Below are 21,371 nucleotides of genomic sequence, written 5' to 3'. Positions count from 1 at the left end.
CTAGGATCGACCCGTGGCGGGCCTGATCAACGACGAGGACATCCAGCTCGTCCGCGAACGCGCCCGCATCGACGAGGTGGTCGAGCAGTACGTCACGCTGCGGCGCTCGGGCGGCACCATGAAGGGCCTGTGCCCGTTCCACGACGAGAAGACGCCGTCGTTCCACGCCAACCCGGCCCGCGGCACCTTCCACTGCTTCGGCTGTGGCGAGGGCGGCGACGCGATCGCCTTCATCCAGAAGATCGAGGGCCTCAGCTTCGTGGAGGCCATGGAGCGGCTCGCGGCGAAGTACGGCATCCAGCTGCGCTACGAGGAGGGCGAGTCACGCGGACCTCGCCGCGACCCGCAGCAGCGACAGCGCCTGCTCGAGGCGCACCGTCTCGCCGGTGAGTTCTACGCCCAGACGCTGGCGTCGTCGCCCGAGGCGTCGATCGGGCGCCAGTTCGTCACCGACCGGGGCTTCGACCAGCGGGCTGCCGAGACGTTCGCCATGGGCTGGGCCCCCAGATCGGGCACCGCGCTGCTCGGGCACCTCAAGGGCAAGGGGTTCACCGACGACGAGCTCGTCGTCGGCGGCTTGGCGCGCCGCTCGACGCGGGGCCTGTTCGACGTCTTCCAAGGACGTCTGCTCTGGCCGATCCGCGAGATGACCAGCGAGATCATCGGCTTCGGCGCCCGACGCATGTTCGACGACGACTTCATGCAGGGCAAGTACGTGAACACCGCCGAGACCCCGATCTACAAGAAGAGCCAGGTGCTCTACGGGATCGACCTCGCACGCCGCCAGATCTCCTCGGAGAGCCGGGCGGTGGTCGTCGAGGGATACACCGACGTGATGGCCTGCCACGAGGCCGGGGTGCGCACCGCGGTCGCGACGTGCGGCACGGCGTTCGGCGAGGGCCACGCGAAGGTGCTGCGGCGGATCCTGCTCGACGACGGTGCCATGCACGGCGAGGTGGTGTTCACGTTCGACGGCGACGAGGCGGGGCAGCGGGCGGCCATGAAGGCGTTCGAGGGCGACCAGCAGTTCGCCGCGCAGACGTACGTCGCGGTCGAGCCGCGCGGCATGGACCCGTGCGACCTGCGGATCGCCGACGGCGACGCCGGCGTCCGGGCGCTCGTGGACGCCCGGATCCCGCTGTACCGCTTCGTGCTCGAGAACGTGCTGCTGCGCTACGACCTCGACCGTGCCGACCAGCGGGTCGACGCGGTGCGTGAGGCGGTCGGTCTCGCGACGTCGATCCGCGACAAGAGCAAGGTCGAGGAGTTCCTGCGCGAGATCTCCACGCGCGTGGGGGTCGACGTCGACCAGGTGCGGGCCGAGCACCGTCGGTACCGGCCCCCGACGAAGCCGGAACGCCGGGCCCCGGCGCAGCAGTCGGCCAAGCCGGCACCCGCGCCACCGCCGCAGCCGTTCGTCAGCTTCGGCGCGCCCCAGTTCGCCGACGAGCGTGAGGCGTTGAAGGCGCTGGCGCAGCACCCGCACCTGGCGCGTCCGCACGCGGAGGAGCTCGACGACGGCGACTTCACACACCCCGTCGCGCTGGAGCTGTGGCGCACGATGACGACGGTCGGCCTCCCGGCGCAGCCCGACCCGACCTTCGTGCCACGGGTGTCCGACGCGCTCGTCTCCGACGACCTGCGGCGCGTGCTCTCCGTCGCCGCGATGGAGCCGCTCAGCTCGACAGAGGGGGCCACGGCGCGCGTCGTCGCGGCGATCATGACGCGGCTGCGGCTGCTCACGGTCGGACGCCAGGTCAACGACCTGCGCTCCAAGCTGCAGCGCACCGACCCTGCCGAGCAGCAGGAGGAGTACCGCGCGGTCTTCACCGACCTGCTCGCGCGGGAGGCGGAGTTCCGTCAGCTGCGCAACCGCACCTTGGGCGGCGAGTAGTCCCCAGGCCCGCCCGCACGGGCGGGTCCGGCGGGCGGGTGTCCACAGGCGGCGGGGTCGTGCTGGAGCCGGTGCGGCCCGGCGCCGAGGGTGGAGCCATGGACCTGGTGCGCCGTCTGCTGGGCGAGCCGTCGCTCACCGCGGAGGAGGAGCATCGGTTGGCCGTCCTCGCGCGTGGGGGTGACGACGACGCGCGGGCGGTGCTGCTGCGCCGGTCGTTGCGCCTGGCGGCCCTGCGGGTGTGGGCGCTGGGCTTCCGGGGCGACGACGTGGACGACGCGCTGCAGGTGGCCGTGCTGGCCCTGATGTCGGCCGTGGCCTGCTTCGATCCCGACCGTGGCGCCCGGCTCGCGACGTACGCGTGGCCGTGGATCACCCGGGCCCTGCACGCCCATCGCGAAGCGCGTCCAGAGGTGCCCCACGACGTCGTCCCGGAGCCGCGTGGTCCTCACGTCGACGGCGTGGAGGGCGTCGTCGCCGGACACCTGGCCGGCCTCCCGCCTCGTGAGCGAACCGTGCTCATGGCCCGGTTCAGCACGACGCCGGAGGGCGCCTGCCCGACCCCGTGGGTCGACGTCGCGAGCCGCCTCGACCTCCCTGTCTCGACGGTGCGTCGGATTGGTGACCGGGCCCTGTCGAGACTGCGCGAGGGGGTTGGTAGAGTTACCGACCGTGCTCCCCGAGTGGGAGACATTCCCCCGTAGCTCAATTGGCAGAGCATTCGACTGTTAATCGAAGGGTTATTGGTTCGAGTCCAATCGGGGGAGCACGCTGCCCGCCAGGGCGACGAGAAGGGGACCGACGCAGCAGCGTCGGTCCCCTTCTCGCGTCAGCGGCCCCCTGCTGTCGTTCAGCGGCCGAGGAGCGCGTCCATGCCCACCGCGAACGCGGCGGCGAGGCGGACGTCCACCCGGGGGTCGGGCACGGAGACCTCGTAGCGGTCGCGCACCGACGTCGCGCGCTCGACCGAGAGCAGCGGCTGGCCGGTCGCGTCGTCGACGACGTCGAAGTGCATCTTCAGGAAGGGCAGATCGGTGAAGCGGCGCAGCACCGCGACGAGCTGACTGCGCTCCTGGCCGGTGCCGACGAAGCTGTCGCCCTCGAGCGTGAAGGTGGTGCGCATCAGCGAGGCGCCGAACTGCTTGCGGAAGGTGCCGAGGGGCGTGCCGTCGGCCGCGACGACGTCGTAGGCGCCGCGCAGCTCCATCACGTTGCGGGCGCCGAACGTGAACGCCTCCTGCCGCCGGGACTCGTCGGTGTAGAACGTCACCTTCTCCTTGAGCGCGAGGCGCTTCTGCTGCGCGACGGCGAGGAGGGCGCCGTCGGGGCCGACGACCTCGTAGCGGTTGGTGGTCATCGCCAGCTTCTGGTTGACGGTGAACGACGGGACGTGCTGCACGGTGGTCACGCCGAGAGCCTAGGGGCTCGAGAGGCCGTTCAGTGGTCGATCATGCCGAGCAGTCCCACGACGAAGGCTGCGGCCAGGCGCACGTCGACGCGGGGGTCGGGCACGTCCACGGCGTACGTCGAGCGCTCCCCGGGTGCGCGGGCGACCGACAGCAGCGGCTGTCCGGTGACGTCGTCGATGACGTCGACCGCGATCCGGCGGGTCGGCGTGTCGCTGCTGAGCCGCCGCTCCAGCGCGAGGAAGCCGCTGCGCTCCTGCGCCGTGCCCGCCAGCCCCTCGGCCTCGAGCACGAAGGTCGTGCGGACGAGGCTGCGGGCCGCCTGCTTGCGGAAGGACCCGAGCGGACGACCGTCGGCGGCGACGACCACGTGACGTGCCCCGAGGTTCGGGCGGCCACGGACCTCGCTGCGGAACGTCTCGCGCGTGCGGGCCTCGTCGGTGTGGAACACGGTGGTCGCCCCCGGTCCCCACGAACGACGACGTTCGGCGAAGGCCAGGGTCGCACCAGTGGGGTCGAGGACCTCGTGCCGCTCGGCGCGCAGGGCCGGACGCCCCCGCACGAGGAAGGCGGGCACGTGATGGACGCCATGGGTCGTGTCGTACTGGTCGGGCACGTCAGTCGCCCCACGTCATCGACACGACCTCGAACGCGGCCGCGTGGGTGACGCCCATGCGGGTGCCGAGAGGCCGCGACATCCCCTCGAGGAACGCGGCGGCGTCGAAGTGCTCCCAGCCGAGCCCGTCGATGTAGGCGCGGTGGGCCTCCAGTGACGCGACCCCGCGGTCGAAGGTGGCGGAGGTGTCGACACCGTGCGTCGCGGCGGGGGAGCCGGACACCCACACCTGCCGGACGCCGCCCCAGGGCTCGAGCCCGTCGAGCAGCTGCTCGCGGTGGATCCACCGGTTGCCGGCGTCCTGCACGGCGTGGATGGTCGAGCGCCCGACGGCCACGTGGTCGGCCTGGTTCGGTGCGGTTCCGCCCCAGGTGTCGTGGTGGTTCACGGTGACGACGACGTCGGGCCGGTGCTGTCGGACCTGCTGGGCGATCGCGGCCCGCAGGGCCACGGTCTGCTCGACGACGCCATCGGGGAAGCCGAGGAACTCGACGACGTCGACGCCGACGATGCGCGCGGACTCGACCTGCTCGGCCTCGCGCTGCGTCCGGCACTCCTGGGGCGCGAGGGCGTCGATGCCGGCTTCCCCGCTCGTGACCATGCAGTAGACGACGGTCTTGCCCTGCTCGGTCCAGCGGGCGACGGCGGCAGCGGCGCCGAACTCCACGTCGTCGGGGTGGGCGACGACGACGAGCGCCCGCTCCCAGTCCTCGTCGAGCGGAGTGAGCGGGACGGGCGCCTCGTCGGTCATGGCGTCAGGCTACGGGGCGCGGCTAGGGTCGGGCCATGGCTGAGCAGCAGTGGCCGACGCAGGGACCCGCGTCGTACTTCCCGTCGATCGAGAAGCGCTACGGCGAGAGCATCGAGCACTGGCTCGACCTCCTGCGCGGGCTCGGCGACGTCGCGCACATGGAGAAGGTGGCGTACCTGAAGAACGAGCACGGGCTCGGCCACGGCCACGCCAACGCGCTCGTGGCCTGGCTCAAGCAGCACCCCGAGGGCTGAGGTCGCTCAACCCTCGGCACGGGGGCGGCTGACACGTGCCACGAGGCGTTCGAGCGGCCCCCGCCCGACGAATGCGACCCAGAGCGTCGCCAGCACGAGCAGGCCGACGCTGGTGCTTGCCCAGACGGTGTTGCTGACGCCGACGTACCCGCCGAAGGGACCGCCGGCCAGCGCGGTGAGCAGGAGCAGGTGTCCGGTGTAGGCCGTCAGCGGCATGGAGCCCAAGGCCGCGAGGGGGAGCAGCACGGCACGCAGTCGTCGGGCGAGGAGCAGGCAGAGTCCGATGACGGCGACTGCGAGCCCGCCGGACCCGACGATCTCGGGGGCACCGGCCGTGTGCGGCTTGTACTGCATCGCGGTGCTCCACACGTGCTGGATCTCGTCGGACTGCTCGAGCCGGGTGAGGTAGCCGGGCTCGTTGGTGGGGTTGCCGAGGTCGTCGGTGTAGTCCGGTGCGTCCCAGCCGAGGTAGGCGACGAGGTCGTCCCGGTCCGAGCCGATGACGTGGCCCGCGCCGTACCCGAGCGTGGCGACCAGGACGCCCCCGAGCAGGAGCCCCGCCGCCACGCGTGCGCGGGTGAGGTGCAGACGGCCGACGGCCATGCCGGCCAGGAGCACGGCGAGCCACGCGGTGACGGGGTAGAGGCCGAACAGCGTGAGGTGGAGCCCGGGGCCCGACGCGGCGAGGCTGAGCGCGTGCGCCAACGCGACCGCGAACGGCGCGACCACCGCGAGCAGGACGGCCACCGTCCAGAGCCGTCGCGTGCTCCAGTGCAGGACGAGGGTCGACGCCACGAACAGCAGCCCGTAGAGCGGCAGGATGACGCCGACGCCGGTGTTCAGGAGCTCGATGGCGAGGCCGATGACGAGGATCAGCAGACCGCGTCGCACGAGCGTCATCTGCAGGCCGGTGTCCCCGGGTCGTGCGCGACCCTTGCAGATGAGGCTGATGGAGACGCCGGCCAGCATCGCGAACAGCAGCGAGGAGCGTCCGTTGACGATGCCGTCCCAGGTGGACGGGTCGGACCAGGTGATGTCGTCGTGGGTGTCGCCCAGGTGGGCGCCGACCATCCCGAGCACGGCCAGCCCACGGGCGACGTCGATGCCGACGATGCGGGGTGGTCGGCCGAACCGGCGCAGCCGCTCGACGGGTCCGACACGTCGGCGCGACGGGGCGCCCTCCTCGACGACGGTCATCGCCACCTCGCTGCCTCGTCCCCGACCTGTCGAGCCGAGCATGCCCTGCCCGGCTGAGAGCGTCGTGAGGGCGCGCCGCGCGCCCGCTCGTCGGGTGCAGTGCAGTGTCATGTTCGTGGTGGGCGGAGCGAGTTCAACTGAAGGATGGTGAGTATCGCGGGGCCCGTGCCAGGTGTCGATCGGATCGCGACCCCCGTGTACAGCAGTGAGCGTCGACCCCTCCCGCACGTCCGTGGTCATGAAGTATCTGCAACCTGAGCGAAACTTGAAGGCACTCAACGATCTGCGGTCGTCGAACCACGACCGATTGCAGTGACCTGGCCCTCTCTTGAATGAACGCAACTCGGGCCACGGTCGGACTGGGTTGTCGAACTTCGGCGATCGACCCCGCGGAGATCAACGACGCTGTTCAGCTAGCGGGCGAAGTCGGCGCCGATCGTGAATTGAACGCCCTGCATGCGCATCGCAGCGATCCGGTGGATCCCGTTCGTGATCTGCACGCTATCCGCGTCGATGGGCCACGAGACGAGACTGTCGACCGCCAGACGATTGCGCCGGAGCATCCATCGACTCGCGCGGTCCACTGCCTCGTAGTCATCCAATCGTTCTGCCTCGAACAACTGGGTGACCACTCGATTGACTCGCCGCCAGTTGACACGCGCGGCCCATTTTTCGGTGTCCGGTCGATAGGCCTGTTCTCGCGGCAGCGCATTTATGTCGACCACCACCCAGCGGTGCGTGCGGTTCGGGTTCGATTGCGACTGAAGCCCTGCGAAAGTCCGTCGCCGTCGCTGCAACACTTTGCGGAGCGACCCGCTCATCGCTGCGACAACGTTCCGAATGCCGCGTAGGCCGATGCAAGAAGGAGCAGAGCCCACGCCACGACTTCCCAGTACACGCGACGATAGTTGAAGATCTCGTCGGGATAATCTGCAAGAAGACTCATGATCTCTCGGCGTCGGCGGATGCGACGGATCGGCTGACGCCAGCGGACTTCTTGCATGAGATCGCGAACGGTTGAGAAATGGCGCGCTAACCTCGCGTCGTTGTGCCAGTACATGCTCACCCGCCAGTAGATCTGGACCAGGGTCGCGGCAAGAGCCATCACTGCCGCAACCTTGTTCGGTGACATACGGGAAAGGCTGCCTGCGCCGTCTGACATTTCCTTCTTTCGGTGCGGTCGAATCCTTCGAGATGTGCAGTTGTCGGAGACAAACGTGGATTCCCTCGTTGGGATGCAGTGCATGTTGATGTCCACGTTCTGATCGTCACGACGCCGACGAACAGGTCTCGATAGCTCAAAGTTCTCTCGCATCGCACTCGAAGCCACCCCGGTCCATCTTCCCTTGGGTGCATCGTCGGCTTGGTCCGCCGCGTACGGGAAGATGGCGAAATCCCGATGATGACGCTCTTAGCGGTTCGTGGGCTTGCCCACGCGGGCCGGGGAAGCGGGCAGTGTTTCAGGTGTCGAGCAAAGGATGACAAGCCTCGCGAGGGACGTGCTGCGTCGTGACCTGTGGTGGGGCGGGTGGGGCTCGAACCCACGACCCAAGGATTATGAGTCCTCTGCTCTGACCGGCTGAGCTACCGCCCCAGGGGTGCACAGCCTAGCGAGCGGGCAGACTGGGCCCATGACCGACGCCGTGATCGCCGACCTGGACGGGACGTTGGTCGACGTGTCGTCGATCCTGCACCACGTGGCGGGGGACGAGCGCGACTTCGCGGCCTTCCACTCGGCGTCGCGCGACTGCCCGCCGCGGCCGGAGGTGGTCGAGGCGGTGCGTGCGGCGCACGAGCAGGGGCGTGCGGTGCTGGTGGTGACGTCGCGGGAGTTCGTGTGGCGCGACCTGACGCTGGACTGGCTGCAGCAGCACGACGTGCCCTACGACCAGCTCGAGAAGGACGGCTACCGCGTGGTCGAGGCGTGGGAGGACGCGGAGGACATCGCCGACCTGTGGCGCTCACGGGGCATCGACGTGCACGTGGTCGGCTGAGCCGGCCGCGACGTCGCGCTCAGAGGCCGAACATGCCCCGCTGGTCGGCCGGCACGAGGTCGAGGAACTCGGGGTGGTCGCGGATCACCTTGGGCACGAACGGGCAGAACGGCAGCACCTGCGCGTCGCGCTCGGCCAGCTCGCGCAGGGTGCCGACGATGAGCTCCGAGCCGATGCCGCGACCCTCGAACGCGGGGAGCACGCGGGTGTGGGGCAGGGCGTACACGTCGCCGTCGGCGCGGTAGTCGACCCAGCCGGCGAGCTCGTCGTCGACGGTGATCTCGAAGCGGGAAGCGCTCGGGTTGTCCTGCACGACGGAGGTCATGACCTCATCGTCACATGCGCCGCCGACGGTCGCGACCGACCGCTCGGGAGTGTCGCGCCGACGCGGGGGTGGTGCCGAGGAGGCTGCTGTGGCTACCATGGGCGCAACGCGGACTGATGACGCGTGGCTCCGTGAGGTCGCTGGGGAAGGCGGATCTCGAGCTAGGAGGCACGATGAGCATCCCCACCCGTGGAGTCCTGTATGTCCACTCCGCGCCGTCCGCGCTGTGCCCGCACGTCGAGTGGGCGGCCGCGGGCGTCCTCGGCGACAGCGTCGACCTCGACTGGCAGTCCCAGCCCGCGGAGGCCGGCACGTACCGGGCCGAGCTGTCGTGGCAAGCCCCGGCAGGGTCCGCTGCGGCCCTCGCGTCGGCGATGCGTGGCTGGGACCGGCTCCGCTTCGAGGTCACCGAGGAGCCGACCGCCGCGAGCGAGGGGGCACGGTTCTCCTTCACCCCGACCCTCGGCATCTTCCACGCGATGACCGGCCTGCACGGCGACGTCCTCATCCCCGAGGACCGCATCAAGGCGTTCCGGGTCAAGGCGGCGCTGGGTGAGATCACCATGGACGAGGCGCTCGACGGTCTGCTCGGGGTGGCGTGGGACGCCGAGCTCGAGCCGTTCCGGCACGCCGGTGAGGGCGCTCCGGTCCGCTGGCTGCACCAGGTCGTCTGACCCGGCGCGCTCGCTCAGCCGATCGTGACCTTCGCGGACGGCGACGCGGTGTTGCTGTCCTCGTGGAACACGCGGAACTCCCGCTCGCCGGGACGTGACGTGTAGATCTGGGTCTGGAACCGGCCGCCCTCGCGGGTCTGCAGCGAGACGGGGAAGTCCTCCCAGTCGGCGCCCGGGTCGCGGGACTGCACCTGCAGCAGCTGGCCCTCGCCGAGGGAGGGGAACCGTCCGGAGATCGTGAACCGCTGGCCGGCGGCGATGCGGTCGCTCTCGACCGAGAACGTCGGCTTCTCCTCCGGCTCCTGCGTCGCGGACGGCGTCGGCGACGGGCTCGCCGACGGGCTGCTCGACGGCGTCGCAGGGGCGGTCGGGCCGGAGATCGGCGGCAGCTCGACACCGCCCAGACCCGTCGCGCGCACCACGGTGGCGCCGGCGAAGCCGAGGCCTCCGCCGATCACGAGACCGGCCACGACGAACCACATGGCGAGCCGCCAGAGCGCGTCGGCGCGGCCCGCGAGGCTGCGCTCGCCCGGTGCCCGCTCGCGACCCTCGGCGCCGAGGGTCACCGCCACGGCAGGACCACGACGACCACGGCGGCCGGCAGGTCGGTGCTCGACGACGGCACGGACGGCGTCGTCGACGGTCACGAGCGTGTCGACCGTGGCGTCCTCGAGGTGGACGCCGAAGCGACGACCCAGCTCGTCGGCGACCTCGACGGCGGCGAGCGAGTCGACGCCGAGGTCCTCGAGGCGGGCGTCGTCGCGCACCTCGTCGGGGGTGCACTCGACGACGGTCACGAGGATGTCGGTCAGCTGTGCGCGGACCTCGGCTGGGGTGGGCACGGCGCCAGTCTAACGAGCCACTCGACGTGCTCGGTTCCGGCGCGGCCGAACCCGCCACCTCCTACGATGGGTCGATGACCAGCGGCGACGACCTGCAGTTCGTGGTGGTGCACGGCTACCGTCGCGCCTACCGACGCAAGGGCAAGGGGCCGGCCCTGCTCCTACTGCACGGCCTGGGTTGTGAGTCCAGCACCTGGGAGCCCGTCATGGACGCGCTCGCGGAGCACTACACGGTGATCGCGCCCGACCTGCTCGGCCACGGCGAGTCCGACAAGCCCGACGCCGACTACTCGCTCGGCGGCTACGCCAACGGCATGCGCGACCTGCTGACGATCCTCGGCATCAACAAGGTGACGGTCGTGGGCCACAGCTTCGGCGGTGGGGTGGCGATGCAGTTCGCCTACCAGTACCCCGACCGCACCGAGCGGATCGCGCTGGTGTCGTCGGGTGGCCTCGGCAAGGAGGTCACGCCGCTCATCCGCTTCCTGACCCTGCCCGGCAGTGGCACGGCGCTCGGCCTCGCGACCCTGCGCCCGTGGCGCCGGGCGGTCGCCGCCAGCATGCGCGGACTCTCGCGCACGGGCGTCCGTCAGCTGCGCGACCTCGGCGAGGTGGCCGCGATCTACGAGTCCTTCGCCGACCCGCGGGCCCGCCACGCGGTGCAACGCGTCACGAGCCACGTGCTCGACTGGCGCGGCCAGTTCGTCACGATGATCGACCGGACCTACCTGGCGCGCATCATCCCCGTGCTCGTCGTCTGGGGCGCCGACGACCTCGTCATACCCGCCTCGCACGCCGATGTCGCACGCAGCCAGGCGTGGTCGCACGTGCACGTGCTGCCCGACGCGGGCCACTTCCCGCACCGCGACCACCCGGAGCAGTTCGCGCAGATCCTCCACGACTTCGTGGCCGCGACCGACCCGGCCACCTACCACCGCAGCACCTGGCGCGCGATGCTGCGCCAGGGTCAGCCCGTGATGGACCCGGAGCCGCCGCCGGGACCGGGCGCGGTGACCGTGGCCGGCTGAACCGGCTGAACCGGCTGGACCGGCTGCTCGTCGACCGGCGCCAGGCCTCGTCGCTTGCGCCGCCCTCGGTTCCCCGACGCCCAGGCGCCCAGCGACACCGACGCCCAGCCGATGACGATGCCGGCGATGTCGTCGGCCAGGTAGTGCCAGCCGAAGTAGATGGTCGCCAGGACGGTGACCACGAAGAACGCCCAGGTGATCGCGCGGATCGCGAGCTTCTGGCCGGTGCGCTGCATGAACAGCGCCGCGGTGAACGTCACCGAGACGTGCAGCGAGGCGAAGCCCGCGACGCCGTGGATCTTCTCGCTCGCCCACGGGTCGGTGAGCACGTCGACCCTGTTGCGGAACAACGAGCGTTGCAGCTCGGTGACGTCGGTCGTGGCGAGGTCCCAGTACATCGACGGCTGCGCGAACGCCGGGCCGAGGGTCGGGAGCGCGTAGTAGCTGAGGACGCCGAGGATCCAGTTGAGGCACAGCGCCGTGGCGTACCAGGCGCCGATCGAGAAGTCGCGGTTGAGCACCAGGAAGGCGCCCAGCGTGATGGGGATGAGCGGCAGGTAGGCGATGTACGCGAACGACAGCACGTGCGCCATCACGTCGGTGCCGAGCAGGTTGTGCAGGACCGTGGCCGGGTTGTGGCCGAACATGAGCCAGTGGTCGAGCTCGAGGAGCTGGCGGTCGAACAGCACGCCCTCGCGGTACGTGGGCAGGTAGCTCTTGAGGTTGCGGTAGCTGACGTAGCTCGCGTAGAAGGTGATCAGTCCGGTCGCGATGTAGCCGACCCGCTTGAGCGACCACTCCTCCCGCACCACCTCGCGCGCGCCCTCGCCGATCTGCTTCCAGCCGCGACGACGCACGGCGGCGGGCACGATGCCGGCGGCGAAGAACAGCAGCGCCAGCAGCGGGAGGCGCACGTACGCCGGTCCGAGGAACCCCTCGGGGTCCTTCATGGGCAGATCGAGGTAGAGGGAGGAGAACACCGCGGCGCCCGTGACCGCCACGGACAGCGCGACGGCAAAGGTGTACGGCCAACGACGCATGGGCAACATCCTAGGGTGCATCGGCTAGGAGTTCCCTGAGACGCCGACCGTCGCGGTCGGCGCCCCAGGGCGGTTCGTCAGGCGTCGCCGCCCTCCTGGGCGACACCGCGGGTGGCGGTCGGGTCGTCGATGCGCAGCGACGTGAAGGCGTCGCGCACGACCGACTGCTCGACGAGCTCCTGCTGCGCGAGGCTCTGCAGCACCGAGACGACGATCGACTCCGCGTCGATCTGGAACACGCGACGTGCGGCGGCGCGCGTGTCGGCGAAGCCGAAGCCGTCGGCGCCCAGCGACTGCCACGGTCCGGGGACCCAGCGGGCGATCTGGTCGGGGACGGCCCGCATGTAGTCGCTCACCGCGAGCGTGACGTTCGCGTGGTCCATGAGCTGCGTCGTGATCCACGGGACCCGCTGGTACTCGCCCGGGTTGTTGAGGTTCCACTTCTCGGCGGCGACCGCGTCGCGCGCGAGCTCGTTCCACGACGTGACGGACCAGACGTCGGCCTTCACGTCGTACTGCTCGGCGAGCATCTCCTGCGCCTTCAGCGCCCACGGCAGCGCGACGCCCGAGGCCATGATCCGGGCCGTGTGCCGACCGCGCTCGCCGCGGCGGTACAGGTAGGCGCCCTTGAGCAGCGCGTCGACGTCGAGGTCCTCCGGCTCGGCCGGCTGGTTGATCGGCTCGTTGTAGACCGTCAGGTAGTAGAGGACGTCCTCGCCGTGCGGACGGTCGTCGGACGTGCCGTACATGCGACGCATGCCGTCCTTGACGATGTGCGCAATCTCGTAGCCGTACGCGGGGTCGTAGTGCACGACCGCCGGGTTGGTCTGCGCGATGAGGGGGGAGTGGCCGTCGGCGTGCTGGAGGCCCTCACCGGTCAGCGTCGTGCGACCCGCGGTGGCACCGATGAGGAACCCGCGCGCGAGCTGGTCGGCCATCGCCCAGATCGAGTCGGCGGTCCGCTGGAAGCCGAACATCGAGTAGAAGAGGTAGACGGGGATCATCGGCTCGCCGTGCGTGGAGTAGGCGCTGCCGGCCGCGATCGCCGACGCCATCGCGCCGGCCTCGCTGATGCCCTCGTGCAGCAGCTGGCCCTTCTCGGACTCCTTGTAGGCCAGGAGCAGCTTGCGGTCGACCGACTCGTACGTCTGGCCGGCCGGGTTGTAGATCTTCGCCGACGGGAACATCGAGTCCATGCCGAACGTGCGGTACTCATCGGGCGCGATGGGGACGATGCGGCGGCCGATCTCGGGGTCCTTCATGAGGTCGCGCAGGAGGCGCACGAAGGCCATCGTCGTCGCGATCTGCTGCTTGCCCGAGCCCTTGGAGAGCGCCGAGTAGGTGTCGGGCTCCGGGAGCTTGACCGACGCGGGATCGACCCGACGCGACGGGAGTCCGCCGCCCAGCGCGTCGCGGCGGGCGCGCATGTACTGGATCTCCTCGCTGTCCTCGCCCGGGTGGTAGAACGGCGCGAGGTTGTCGCCCTCGATCTGCGCATCGCTGACCGGGATGTTGAGCCGGTCGCGGAAGCCCTTGAGGTCGTCCTTCGTCAGCTTCTTCATCTGGTGCGTGGCGTTGCGGCCCTGGAAGGACTCGAGCAGCCAGCCCTTGATGGTGTGCGCCAGGATCACGGTCGGCTGGCCGGTGTGCTTCTGGGCGGCGTCGAACGCGGCGTAGACCTTGCGGTAGTCGTGGCCGCCGCGCGGCAGGCGCTCGATGTCCTCGTCGCTCAGGTGCTCGACCATGGCGCGCAGGCGCGGGTCGGGGCCGAAGAAGTTCTCGCGGTTGTACGCGCCGGACTCCACCGACAGCGTCTGGAACTCACCGTCGGGCGTGCGGTTCATCTGGTTGACAAGCACGCCGTCGACGTCGCGGGCGAGGAGGTCGTCCCACTCTCGGCCCCACACGACCTTGATCACGTTCCAGCCGGCGCCGCGGAAGTACGACTCCAGCTCCTGGATGATCTTGCCGTTGCCGCGCACCGGGCCGTCGAGCTGCTGCAGGTTGCAGTTGATGACGAACGTGAGGTTGTCGAGCTCCTCGCGCGCGGCGAGGCCGATGGCGCCGAGCGACTCCGGCTCGCCCATCTCGCCGTCGCCGAGGAACGTCCACACGTGCTGCTGGCTGGTGTCCTTGATGCCGCGGTCGTGCAGGTAGCGGTTGAACCGCGCCTGGTAGATGGAGTTGATGCCGCCGAGACCCATGGAGACCGTCGGGAACTCCCAGTAATCGGGCATGAGACGCGGGTGCGGGTAGGACGACAGTCCCTGGCCCGGGCCGTGGGAGTGCTCCTGGCGGAAGCGGTCGAGCTGCTGCTCGCTCAGGCGGCCCTCGAGGTAGGAGCGGGCGTAGATGCCGGGCGCTGCGTGGCCCTGGAAGTAGATGTGGTCGCCGCCGCCGGGGTGGTCCTTGCCGCGGAAGAAGTGGTTGAAGCCGACCTCGTAGAGGCTGGCCGCCGACTGGTAGCTGGCGATGTGGCCGCCCACGCCGAGGCCGGGCCGGTTCGCGCGCGAGACCATGACGGCCGCGTTCCAGCGGATGTAGGAGCGGATGCGTCGCTCGATCGCCTCGTTGCCGGGGAACCACGGCTCGTGCTCGGGCGGGATCGTGTTGATGAAGTCGGTGCTGCGCAGCGCCGGCACGCCGACGTTCTGCTCGCGGGCCCGCTCGAGGAGCTTGAGCATGACGTAGCGGGCGCGGGAGCGGCCTCGCTCGTCGACCATCTGGTCCAGTGAGGCGAGCCACTCGGACGTCTCGTCGGGATCGATGTCGGGCAGCTGCGTCGGCAGCCCCTCGTGGATGACAGCGGGGCGCTCGGTGGGGGACTGGCCGGTGGGCATGTGCGACTCCTGGGACGTCTTGTGGACCTCTCCATCTTTCCACGCCGGATTCGCTAGGGTGACACCGGCGGACGTTGTGAACATCTACCGATCAGTAGGAAAATCCCCTACTTTGCAGTAGGTTCTCGACCACCGCCGCACCCGACCCGGTCCCGGGCGGCACCGCCCCTCCAGGCGTGCCAGAGTGGGACCACACCACCGGACGAACTGAGGAGAACCGTTGGACGCCGCGAGGCTGGGCTTCAGCCCCGACACCGTCATCCAGGAGCTGGGCTGGGACGAGGACGTCGACAACGAGCTCCGCTCCGCGATCGAGGAGATCGTGGGCCACGCACTCGTCGACGGTGAGTCCGACGAGGTGGTCGACGGCGTCATCCTCTGGTGGCGCGACGACGACGGCGACCTCGTCGACGCGTTGTTCGACGCGCTCTCCGACCTCGCCGAGGGCGGGTCGATCTGGGTGCTGACGCCCAAGGTCGGGCGACCGGGCTACGTGACCGGCGCCGACATCGCCGAGGCGGCTCCCGTCGCGGGCCTGTCGACGACCACGACCTCCTCGGCGTCGGCCGAGTGGGCCGCCACCAAGCTCTCCACCCACAAGCGCTGAGTCCCAGGGTTCTTCGCGGCCCGCGCTGGGGCTCCGGAGGTTCGTCGCGTCCTAGGCTGGGGCCATGACGATCGACGTAGGCCAGACCGCCCCCGACTTCACCCTCAAGAGCCAGCACGGCGAGGACGTCGCCCTGTCGTCCTTCCGCGGACGTCCCGTGGCGCTCGTGTTCTTCCCGTTCGCCTTCAGCGGCATCTGCACCGGTGAGCTCTGCGAGATCCGCGACAACATCGGCGCCTTCGCCGACAGCGACGTCGAGGTGCTCGCGATCTCCTGCGACCACTTCTTCTCCAACCGCGCCTTCGCCGACGCGGAGGGCCTCACGTTCCCCGTGCTGAGCGACTTCTGGCCGCACGGCGAGGTCAGCCGCGCCTACGGCATCTTCAACGAGGGCGCGGGCGCGCCCGAGCGCGGCACCTACCTCGTCGACGCCGAGGGCGTCCTGCGCTGGAAGGTGGAGCACCCCATCGGCCAGGCGCGCGACTTCGACGCCTACCGCGCCGCGCTGGCCGAGCTCTGATGCTCGCCGCGTTCAGCGTCAGCCCGGTCAGCGCCGACGAGTCGGGGTCGGTGGCGGCCGCAGTCGCCGAGGCCGTGCGGGTCGTCCGTGCGTCGGGCCTGCCGTGCGAGACAACGTCGATGTTCACGACGATCGAGGGGGAGTGGGACGAGGTGATGGCGGTGGTGAAGGCTGCCGTCGACGCCGTCGCGGCGGTCTCGTCGCGGGTCTCGCTCGTGCTGAAGGCGGACATCCGTCCGGGGTTCACGGGCCAGCTGACGGCCAAGGTCGAGCGGCTGGAGGCGCACCTGCGCGACGACGGCTGAATTCGCCCGAGTTTCCCGCCCAAACGGCTGCGCGCGACACCCGTGCTGCGCCATGATGGGGGTGCTGCGGCCGCCCGGGACCCGAGACCCCGGCGGCCGCAGCCTCTGTCTGTCGGGGACCAGGTCGTCGCGCTCGCGTGCGGTAGGGTTCCCAGGCGTCCGACGCACTCGCCGGATGCACCCGGGGCGAATAGCTCAGCTGGTCAGAGCACTCGGCTTACACCCGAGCGGTCGGGGGTTCGAGTCCCTCTTCGCCCACCCGAGGACCCCGTCCGCCGGGTCGTCTCAGCCCTGCGGGCAGGACGAGCGGACGAGGCGCTCGATCTGCGCCAGACCGTCCGCGACGCCGTCGCCCTCGGCCTGGGCAACGACGGCCACGCCGTAGCGGTCGTGCAGGAGGCGGTATGCCCGCTCGACGTCACCGTCGACCAGCGCGACGATGCCGGCAGGGGTGCTGCGGGCGAGGCGCACGACGACGTCGTCGGTGCGCAGGCCACCGACCTTCTCCACGACGTCCTTCGCCGCGTCCGTCGTGCGGTCCTGCCCGCACTGCAGGTCCGGAGCGGTCACGGTGGCGGGCGCACCCGAGCAGCCGAGGAGCAGGACGAGGGTGCCGACGGCGAGCGCGCGACGCATGCGCCCACTGTCGTCCACAGGGCGCGACGCGGCAAGGAGCCGGTGTCGGCAGCGCCTGACACGATGACCGGGTGACCACCTCCACCGCCACCGCCACGGACGCGCTCGACGCCCTGCGTCGCCTCACCGGCCGACCCGACGCCCAGTTCCACGACGGGCAGCTCGAGGCGATCACGGCCCTCGTCGACGACCACCGGCGCGCGCTCGTCGTCCAGCGCACCGGCTGGGGGAAGTCGGCGGTCTACTTCGTCGCGACCTCGCTGCTGCGCGCGCGGGGCACCGGTCCCACGCTCCTGGTGTCCCCGCTCATCGCCCTCATGCGCGACCAGGTCGCCGCCGCCGCGCGCGCCGGGGTGCGGGCCGTCTCGATCAGCTCGGCCAACGCGCACGAGTGGGACGACGTGCGGGCCCGGCTCGACGCCGACGACGTCGACGTGCTGCTCGTGTCGCCCGAGCGCCTCACCAACCCCCGGTTCCGCGACGAGCAGCTGCCCGAGCTGCGCCGCCGCATCGGCCTGCTCGTCGTCGACGAGGCGCACTGCATCTCCGACTGGGGCCACGACTTCCGGCCCGACTACCGACGCCTCGCCGACCTCATCGACTCGATGCCCGACGGCGTGCCGGTGCTGGCCACCACCGCCACCGCCAACCAGCGGGTGGTCACCGATGTCGAGGAGCAGCTCGGTGCCTCCGGGCCCACACCCTCACGGTCTCGGCGGCGGAGGACCTCGCGCGGCTGCTCACCGAGGCGGGGCACGAGGTGGCGGCCTACACGGGACGCACCGACCCCGACGAGCGCGTGCGGCTCGAGCAGGCGCTGAAGGACGACCAGTTGAAGGCCCTCGTCGCCACCAGCGCGCTCGGCATGGGCTTCGACAAGCCCAACCTGGGCTTCGTCGTGCACCTCGGGGCGCCGTCCTCGCCCGTCGCGTACTACCAGCAGGTCGGCCGCGCGGGCCGCGCCACGGAGTCCGCCGACGTCCTGCTGCTGCCCGGGCCGGAGGACGCCGACATCTGGCGCTACTTCGCGACGGCGTCGATGCCGACGCAGGCCAAGGTCGACGCGGTGCTCGGCGCCCTGGGCAGCACGCCCACGTCGGTCGCTGCGCTGGAGGCGCAGGTCGACATCCGTCGCACACCGCTCGAGCTGCTGCTCAAGGTGCTCGACGTCGACGGTGCCGTGCGCCGTGTGCAGGGCGGCTGGGTCAGCACGGGGGAGCCGTGGGTCTACGACGCGCAGCGGTACGAGCGCATCGCACAGGCGCGCGAGGCCGAGCAGGAGGCCATGCTCGAGTACCAGGCCGGTCGCACCTGCCGGATGGAGCTGCTGCAGCGCCAGCTCGACGACCCGACCGCCGCGCCCTGCGGCCGCTGCGACGTGTGCGCAGGCCCCTGGTACCCGACGAGCACCGACGGCGAGGCCGTCGCGCGGGCCACGCAGTCGCTCGACCGTGTGGGGGTGCCCGTCGACCCTCGGGCGCAGTGGCCGTCCGGCGTCGGCCGGCTCGGGGTGGACGTCTCGGGTCGCATCCCGCCCGCGGAGCGGCCCGAGACCGGGCGGGTGGTCGCACGACTCACCGACCTTGGCTGGGGCGGCACGTTGCGCGAGCTGTTCGCCACGGGCGCGCCCGACGTCGCCGTGCCGGAGTCGCTGCTCGGTGCCTGTGCGCGGGCGCTGCGCGACTGGCCCTGGGCGGAGCGGCCGGTGGCGGTCGTCGCGATGCCGTCGGTCGCGCGCCCCACGTTGGTCGCATCGGTGGCCGAGGGGCTCGCGCGGCTCGGCCGACTCCCGCTGCTGCCGACCCTGCAGCTGGCGCCGGGCGCACCCCCGGCCACGCAGGGAGGCAACAGCGCGTTCCGGCTGGCGGGCGTGTGGGGGCGGTTCGTCGTACCCGACGACCTGCAGCAGGCGCTCGCCGGGCTCTCCGGTCCGGTTCTGCTCGTCGACGACCTCGTCGACAGCCGCTGGACCATGGCCGTGGCGTCGCGCGAGCTGCGCCTCGCCGGGGCCGACGCGGTGCTGCCGTTCGCGCTCGGCTCGGTGGGGTAGGGCCGCGGTCGGGTCGTAGGGTGGCCGCCATGCCGACCTTGCGTGACGTCGTCCGCGTGCTCGACGAGCTCTACGACCCGCGGTGGGCCGACGACTGGGACGCCGTGGGCACCGTCGTCGGCGACCCGGACGCCGAGGTGTCACGCATCCTCCTCGCCGTCGACCCCGTCCAGGCGGTCGCCGACGAGGCCGTCGCCCGCGGAGCCGACCTCCTCCTCACGCACCACCCCCTGTACCTCAAGGGCGTCACGTCGGTCGCTGCCACGACGCCGAAGGGCCGGGTCGTGCACACCCTCGCCTCGCACGAGGTGGCCCTGCACACCTGTCACACCAACGCCGACTCGCCGCCGCTCGGCGTCTCGGAGTCGATGGCCCTGGCCCTCGGGCTCACCGACGTCCGCCCGCTCGACGTCGACACCGATCCAGGGCTCGACGCGTGGGTCGTGCACGTGCCGCGCGCCGACGCCGACGCGGTGGCCGCTGCCATGCACGAGGCGGGTGCCGGCAGCATCGGCGACTACGACTCGGCGGTCTTCCGTTCCGACGGCACGGGCTCGTTCCGGCCGCTCGCCGGCGCCAACCCGGCGATCGGCGAGGTCGGGGCGCTCGAGCACGTCGAGGAGACCCGCCTCGAGCTCGTGGCCCCGGCCGCGGTGCGTGAGTCCGTCCGCTCCGCCCTGCTGCAGGCCCACCCCTACGAGGAGGTCTCCTACCTCCTCCTGCCCACGGCAGCGCGACCGAGCGACCGCGGCAGCGGACGCATCGGCGTGCTCGCGCAGCCCACGACGCTGGGGGAGTTCGTCGAGCACGTCCACCGCACCCTCCCCGCGCACGGCAGCGCCACCCGCGTGGCCGGCGACCTCGACCGGACGGTGCGCACGGTCGCGCTGTGCGGCGGATCGGGCGACTTCCTGCTGTCGACGGCCGACGCGGCCGGCGCCGACGTCTACGTCACGTCCGACCTGAAGCACCACCCGGTGAGCGAGCACCTCGAGCGTCCGGGGGCATGCGCCGTCGTCGACGTGCCGCACTGGGCGGCGGAGTGGACGTGGCTGCCGGTGGCGGCGTCCGCACTGCAGGACCGGCTGGGCGATACGGTTGACGTCCACGTGTCGACGCTCGTGACCGATCCTTGGTCGCACGCGCTGGCTCCCGCACCCAGGAGGACCCCCTGAAAGCCGAACCGTCCGCCCAGCAGACCCTGCTGGAGCTGCAGACCCAGGACTCCGCCCTCGCCCGTCTGCAGCACCGACGCGGCACCCTGCCCGAGATCGCGCGCATCGAGGAGCTGACGCAGGAGGTCGCGCAGCTGCGCGGGCGCCAGATCGAGGTCGAGACGAAGGTCAGCGACCTCGCCCGGGTGCAGGCGAAGGCCGAGGCGGAGGTCGAGCAGGTCAAGGCGCGACGCACGCGCGACGAGGAGCGTCTCTCCTCCGGGGCGATCACCAACCCCAAGGACCTCGAGAACCTGCAGCACGAGCTGGGTGCGCTCGAGCGCCGCATCGGGACGCTCGAGGACGAGGAGCTCACCGTCATGGAGGACCTCGAGATCGCCGAGGCGGAGCTGCGTGCCGTCACGGCCGACCACGACGCCCTGGTCGCGGAGCTCGAGCACGTCACCGCGGCGCGCGACGCCGCCGTCGCCGCCATCGACGACGAGATCGTCTCGGTGCAGAGCGAGCGCGAGTCGACCGCGCCGGCCGTCCCGAAGGACCTCCTGGCGCTCTACGACAAGGTCCGGGGCCAGTACGGCGGGCTCGGCGCTGCCGCGCTGCGGGCGCGTCGCTGCGAGGGATGCCGCCTGGAGCTCAACGGGGCCGACCTGCGCGAGCTGGCAGCCCGCCCGGAGGACGACGTCCTGCGCTGCCCCGAGTGCAGCCGCATCCTCGTCCGGACGGCCGAGTCCGGGCTGTGAGTACCACCCGCGTCGTCGTCGAGGCCGACGGCGGGTCACGGGGCAACCCGGGACCCGCCTCCTACGGAGCCCTCGTGCGCGACGCGGACACCGGCGAGGTGATCGCCACGCGGGGCGAGACGATCGGCACCGCCACCAACAACGTCGCCGAGTACCGCGGCCTCATCGCCGGTCTCGAGCTCGCGGCCGAGCACGCACCGGGTGCCGACGTCGAGGTCCGCATGGACTCCAAGCTGGTCGTCGAGCAGATGGCGGGCCGATGGAAGGTCAAGCACCCCTCGATGCAGCCGCTCGCGGCGCAGGCCCGAGAGCTCGCAGGAGCGGTCACGGACTGGACGTGGGTGCCGCGGGAGCGCAACGCCGCCGCCGACGCGCTCGCGAACGAGGCGCTCGACGCGCAGGCGCGCACGGGCAAGCCCGCCGTCGTCGGCCCCGGCGTCCGGCAGGAGACCAGCGCCCCACGACCCGCCGACGACG

The 21,371-nt window shown here is 71.2% G+C and carries 23 protein-coding genes, 3 tRNA genes and 1 pseudogene; 15 read left to right on the top strand and 12 right to left on the bottom strand.

All coding sequences use genetic code 11. The features are described 5' to 3' along the window. Positions 1-13 precede the first annotated feature (13 nt). From dnaG to A6Q79_RS04670, 3 genes are all read left to right on the top strand, one after another. Complete coding sequence (gene dnaG, locus A6Q79_RS04680) at positions 14-1,894, top strand: DNA primase (RefSeq protein ID WP_286689440.1); 1,881 nt, start codon at positions 14-16, stop codon at positions 1,892-1,894. A gap of 98 nt (positions 1,895-1,992) precedes the next feature. After that, positions 1,993-2,598: a sigma factor-like helix-turn-helix DNA-binding protein gene (locus tag A6Q79_RS04675; protein WP_286689439.1), complete on the top strand. Its 606-nt coding sequence runs from the start codon at positions 1,993-1,995 to the stop codon at positions 2,596-2,598. Continuing rightward, a tRNA-Asn gene (locus A6Q79_RS04670) sits at positions 2,589-2,661 on the top strand. Before A6Q79_RS04675 ends, A6Q79_RS04670 begins: the two co-directional genes overlap by 10 nt. Positions 2,662-2,744: 83 nt before the next feature. Here A6Q79_RS04670 and A6Q79_RS04665 read toward each other — a convergent pair. The 3 genes from A6Q79_RS04665 to A6Q79_RS04655 are packed head-to-tail and all read right to left on the bottom strand — an operon-like array spanning position 2,745 to position 4,667. Beyond that, a complete protein-coding gene (locus A6Q79_RS04665; RefSeq protein WP_286689438.1) occupies positions 2,745-3,302 on the bottom strand; it encodes a hypothetical protein in 558 nt (185 codons plus the stop codon). A 29-nt stretch (positions 3,303-3,331) separates the two neighbouring features. Further along, positions 3,332-3,916, bottom strand: a complete 585-nt coding sequence (locus tag A6Q79_RS04660; protein WP_286689437.1) for a hypothetical protein — start codon at positions 3,914-3,916, stop codon at positions 3,332-3,334. Between the two features lies 1 nt (position 3,917). Beyond that, entirely contained in the window at positions 3,918-4,667 is a 750-nt protein-coding gene (locus tag A6Q79_RS04655) for a PIG-L deacetylase family protein (protein ID WP_286689436.1), read from the bottom strand. A 35-nt stretch (positions 4,668-4,702) separates the two neighbouring features. Between A6Q79_RS04655 and A6Q79_RS04650 the strand changes: the two genes are divergently transcribed. Then, positions 4,703-4,921 (top strand): DUF4287 domain-containing protein, encoded by a 219-nt coding sequence (locus tag A6Q79_RS04650; RefSeq protein ID WP_067858595.1) that lies wholly within the window; start codon positions 4,703-4,705, stop codon positions 4,919-4,921. A 6-nt stretch (positions 4,922-4,927) separates the two neighbouring features. Here A6Q79_RS04650 and A6Q79_RS04645 read toward each other — a convergent pair whose 3' ends face one another. From A6Q79_RS04645 to A6Q79_RS04630, 4 genes are all read right to left on the bottom strand, one after another. Then, the gene (locus A6Q79_RS04645) at positions 4,928-6,118 is read right to left on the bottom strand and encodes a heparan-alpha-glucosaminide N-acetyltransferase domain-containing protein (RefSeq protein ID WP_286689435.1); all 1,191 of its coding nucleotides are present in this window, start codon (positions 6,116-6,118) and stop codon (positions 4,928-4,930) included. A gap of 413 nt (positions 6,119-6,531) precedes the next feature. Next, the gene (locus tag A6Q79_RS04640; protein ID WP_144433758.1) at positions 6,532-6,939 is read right to left on the bottom strand and encodes a hypothetical protein; all 408 of its coding nucleotides are present in this window, start codon (positions 6,937-6,939) and stop codon (positions 6,532-6,534) included. Further along, positions 6,936-7,376, bottom strand: a complete 441-nt coding sequence (locus A6Q79_RS04635) for a hypothetical protein (RefSeq protein ID WP_144433757.1) — start codon at positions 7,374-7,376, stop codon at positions 6,936-6,938. Before A6Q79_RS04635 ends, A6Q79_RS04640 begins: the two co-directional genes overlap by 4 nt. 259 nt (positions 7,377-7,635) lie before the next feature. Continuing rightward, positions 7,636-7,712: transfer RNA gene (locus tag A6Q79_RS04630), tRNA-Ile, on the bottom strand. Between the two features lie 37 nt (positions 7,713-7,749). Here A6Q79_RS04630 and A6Q79_RS04625 point away from each other — a divergent pair. Then, complete coding sequence (locus tag A6Q79_RS04625) at positions 7,750-8,112, top strand: hypothetical protein (RefSeq protein ID WP_317696671.1); 363 nt, start codon at positions 7,750-7,752, stop codon at positions 8,110-8,112. Between the two features lie 19 nt (positions 8,113-8,131). On the opposite strand, the gene A6Q79_RS04620 is transcribed toward A6Q79_RS04625, so the two are convergent. Next, positions 8,132-8,437, bottom strand: coding sequence for a GNAT family N-acetyltransferase (locus tag A6Q79_RS04620; protein WP_253023328.1), 306 nt, complete (start codon positions 8,435-8,437; stop codon positions 8,132-8,134). A gap of 179 nt (positions 8,438-8,616) precedes the next feature. Between A6Q79_RS04620 and A6Q79_RS04615 the strand changes: the two genes are divergently transcribed. Beyond that, positions 8,617-9,111 carry a DUF3145 domain-containing protein gene (locus A6Q79_RS04615; protein ID WP_067861665.1) on the top strand — a complete coding sequence of 165 codons (495 nt, stop codon included), beginning with the start codon at positions 8,617-8,619 and terminating at the stop codon, positions 9,109-9,111. Positions 9,112-9,125: 14 nt separating this feature from the next. Here A6Q79_RS04615 and A6Q79_RS04610 read toward each other — a convergent pair whose 3' ends face one another. Next, complete coding sequence (locus tag A6Q79_RS04610; RefSeq protein ID WP_067858575.1) at positions 9,126-9,953, bottom strand: acyl carrier protein; 828 nt, start codon at positions 9,951-9,953, stop codon at positions 9,126-9,128. 74 nt (positions 9,954-10,027) lie between these two features. Here A6Q79_RS04610 and A6Q79_RS04605 point away from each other — a divergent pair, with 74 nt between their 5' ends. Next, complete coding sequence (locus tag A6Q79_RS04605) at positions 10,028-10,981, top strand: alpha/beta fold hydrolase (protein WP_286689433.1); 954 nt, start codon at positions 10,028-10,030, stop codon at positions 10,979-10,981. Here the strand turns inward: A6Q79_RS04605 and A6Q79_RS04600 are convergent. Both A6Q79_RS04600 and aceE read right to left on the bottom strand, forming a co-directional pair. Further along, entirely contained in the window at positions 10,921-12,021 is a 1,101-nt protein-coding gene (locus A6Q79_RS04600) for a phosphatase PAP2 family protein (protein WP_286689432.1), read from the bottom strand. The two genes, A6Q79_RS04605 and A6Q79_RS04600, sit on opposite strands and share 61 nt — an antisense overlap. A gap of 77 nt (positions 12,022-12,098) precedes the next feature. Then, complete coding sequence (gene aceE / locus A6Q79_RS04595; protein ID WP_286689431.1) at positions 12,099-14,861, bottom strand: pyruvate dehydrogenase (acetyl-transferring), homodimeric type; 2,763 nt, start codon at positions 14,859-14,861, stop codon at positions 12,099-12,101. A gap of 220 nt (positions 14,862-15,081) precedes the next feature. Here aceE and A6Q79_RS04590 point away from each other — a divergent pair, with 220 nt between their 5' ends. The 4 genes from A6Q79_RS04590 to A6Q79_RS04575 all read left to right on the top strand — a co-directional run bounded on the left by A6Q79_RS04590 (position 15,082) and on the right by A6Q79_RS04575 (position 16,551). After that, on the top strand, positions 15,082-15,468 hold the full coding sequence (locus A6Q79_RS04590) for a DUF3052 domain-containing protein (RefSeq protein WP_067858566.1): 387 nt from the start codon (positions 15,082-15,084) through the stop codon (positions 15,466-15,468). A gap of 64 nt (positions 15,469-15,532) precedes the next feature. Then, positions 15,533-15,988 carry a peroxiredoxin gene (locus A6Q79_RS04585; RefSeq protein WP_286689430.1) on the top strand — a complete coding sequence of 152 codons (456 nt, stop codon included), beginning with the start codon at positions 15,533-15,535 and terminating at the stop codon, positions 15,986-15,988. Continuing rightward, positions 15,988-16,293, top strand: coding sequence for a thiamine-binding protein (locus A6Q79_RS04580; RefSeq protein WP_286689429.1), 306 nt, complete (start codon positions 15,988-15,990; stop codon positions 16,291-16,293). Before A6Q79_RS04585 ends, A6Q79_RS04580 begins: the two co-directional genes overlap by 1 nt. A 184-nt stretch (positions 16,294-16,477) precedes the next feature. Then, positions 16,478-16,551, top strand: a tRNA-Val gene (locus tag A6Q79_RS04575). Between the two features lie 27 nt (positions 16,552-16,578). On the opposite strand, the gene A6Q79_RS04570 is transcribed toward A6Q79_RS04575, so the two are convergent. Next, positions 16,579-16,929, bottom strand: a complete 351-nt coding sequence (locus A6Q79_RS04570) for a hypothetical protein (protein WP_286689428.1) — start codon at positions 16,927-16,929, stop codon at positions 16,579-16,581. Between the two features lie 71 nt (positions 16,930-17,000). On the opposite strand from A6Q79_RS04570, the pseudogene A6Q79_RS04565 reads away from it, so the two are divergent. The 4 genes and pseudogenes from A6Q79_RS04565 to A6Q79_RS04550 form a co-directional block, all read left to right on the top strand. Then, a pseudogene (locus A6Q79_RS04565) lies at positions 17,001-18,979 on the top strand (DEAD/DEAH box helicase). 29 nt (positions 18,980-19,008) lie between these two features. Beyond that, positions 19,009-20,154 (top strand): Nif3-like dinuclear metal center hexameric protein, encoded by a 1,146-nt coding sequence (locus tag A6Q79_RS04560; protein ID WP_286689426.1) that lies wholly within the window; start codon positions 19,009-19,011, stop codon positions 20,152-20,154. Further along, positions 20,112-20,894 carry a zinc ribbon domain-containing protein gene (locus A6Q79_RS04555; RefSeq protein ID WP_286689425.1) on the top strand — a complete coding sequence of 261 codons (783 nt, stop codon included), beginning with the start codon at positions 20,112-20,114 and terminating at the stop codon, positions 20,892-20,894. The genes A6Q79_RS04560 and A6Q79_RS04555 overlap by 43 nt, the downstream gene beginning before the upstream one ends. Then, positions 20,891-21,371: reverse transcriptase-like protein (locus tag A6Q79_RS04550; RefSeq protein ID WP_317696656.1), on the top strand; the 481-nt coding region annotated here is incomplete at its 3' end. The genes A6Q79_RS04555 and A6Q79_RS04550, both read left to right, overlap by 4 nt.

The organism is Aeromicrobium sp. REDSEA-S32_B7 (assembly GCF_001626145.1).
Lineage (GTDB): Bacteria > Actinomycetota > Actinomycetes > Propionibacteriales > Nocardioidaceae > Aeromicrobium > Aeromicrobium erythreum.
This window is presented reverse-complemented; position numbering and strand designations above follow the sequence as displayed.

Excerpts from the sequence above, each read along its gene's own strand:
- A6Q79_RS04675 (WP_286689439.1), top strand. The coding sequence starts at position 1,993 with ATGGACCTGGTGCGCCGTCTGCTGGGCGAGCCGTCGCTCACCGCGGAG.
- A6Q79_RS04655 (WP_286689436.1), bottom strand. The coding sequence starts at position 4,667 with ATGACCGACGAGGCGCCCGTCCCGCTCACTCCGCTCGACGAGGACTGG.
- A6Q79_RS04650 (WP_067858595.1), top strand. The coding sequence starts at position 4,703 with ATGGCTGAGCAGCAGTGGCCGACGCAGGGACCCGCGTCGTACTTCCCG.
- A6Q79_RS04645 (WP_286689435.1), bottom strand. The coding sequence starts at position 6,118 with ATGACCGTCGTCGAGGAGGGCGCCCCGTCGCGCCGACGTGTCGGACCC.
- A6Q79_RS04640 (WP_144433758.1), bottom strand. The coding sequence starts at position 6,939 with ATGAGCGGGTCGCTCCGCAAAGTGTTGCAGCGACGGCGACGGACTTTC.
- A6Q79_RS04625 (WP_317696671.1), top strand. The coding sequence starts at position 7,750 with ATGACCGACGCCGTGATCGCCGACCTGGACGGGACGTTGGTCGACGTG.
- A6Q79_RS04620 (WP_253023328.1), bottom strand. The coding sequence starts at position 8,437 with ATGACCTCCGTCGTGCAGGACAACCCGAGCGCTTCCCGCTTCGAGATC.
- A6Q79_RS04605 (WP_286689433.1), top strand. The coding sequence starts at position 10,028 with ATGACCAGCGGCGACGACCTGCAGTTCGTGGTGGTGCACGGCTACCGT.
- A6Q79_RS04600 (WP_286689432.1), bottom strand. The coding sequence starts at position 12,021 with ATGCGTCGTTGGCCGTACACCTTTGCCGTCGCGCTGTCCGTGGCGGTC.
- aceE (WP_286689431.1), bottom strand. The coding sequence starts at position 14,861 with ATGCCCACCGGCCAGTCCCCCACCGAGCGCCCCGCTGTCATCCACGAG.
- A6Q79_RS04585 (WP_286689430.1), top strand. The coding sequence starts at position 15,533 with ATGACGATCGACGTAGGCCAGACCGCCCCCGACTTCACCCTCAAGAGC.
- A6Q79_RS04580 (WP_286689429.1), top strand. The coding sequence starts at position 15,988 with ATGCTCGCCGCGTTCAGCGTCAGCCCGGTCAGCGCCGACGAGTCGGGG.
- A6Q79_RS04570 (WP_286689428.1), bottom strand. The coding sequence starts at position 16,929 with ATGCGTCGCGCGCTCGCCGTCGGCACCCTCGTCCTGCTCCTCGGCTGC.
- A6Q79_RS04560 (WP_286689426.1), top strand. The coding sequence starts at position 19,009 with ATGCCGACCTTGCGTGACGTCGTCCGCGTGCTCGACGAGCTCTACGAC.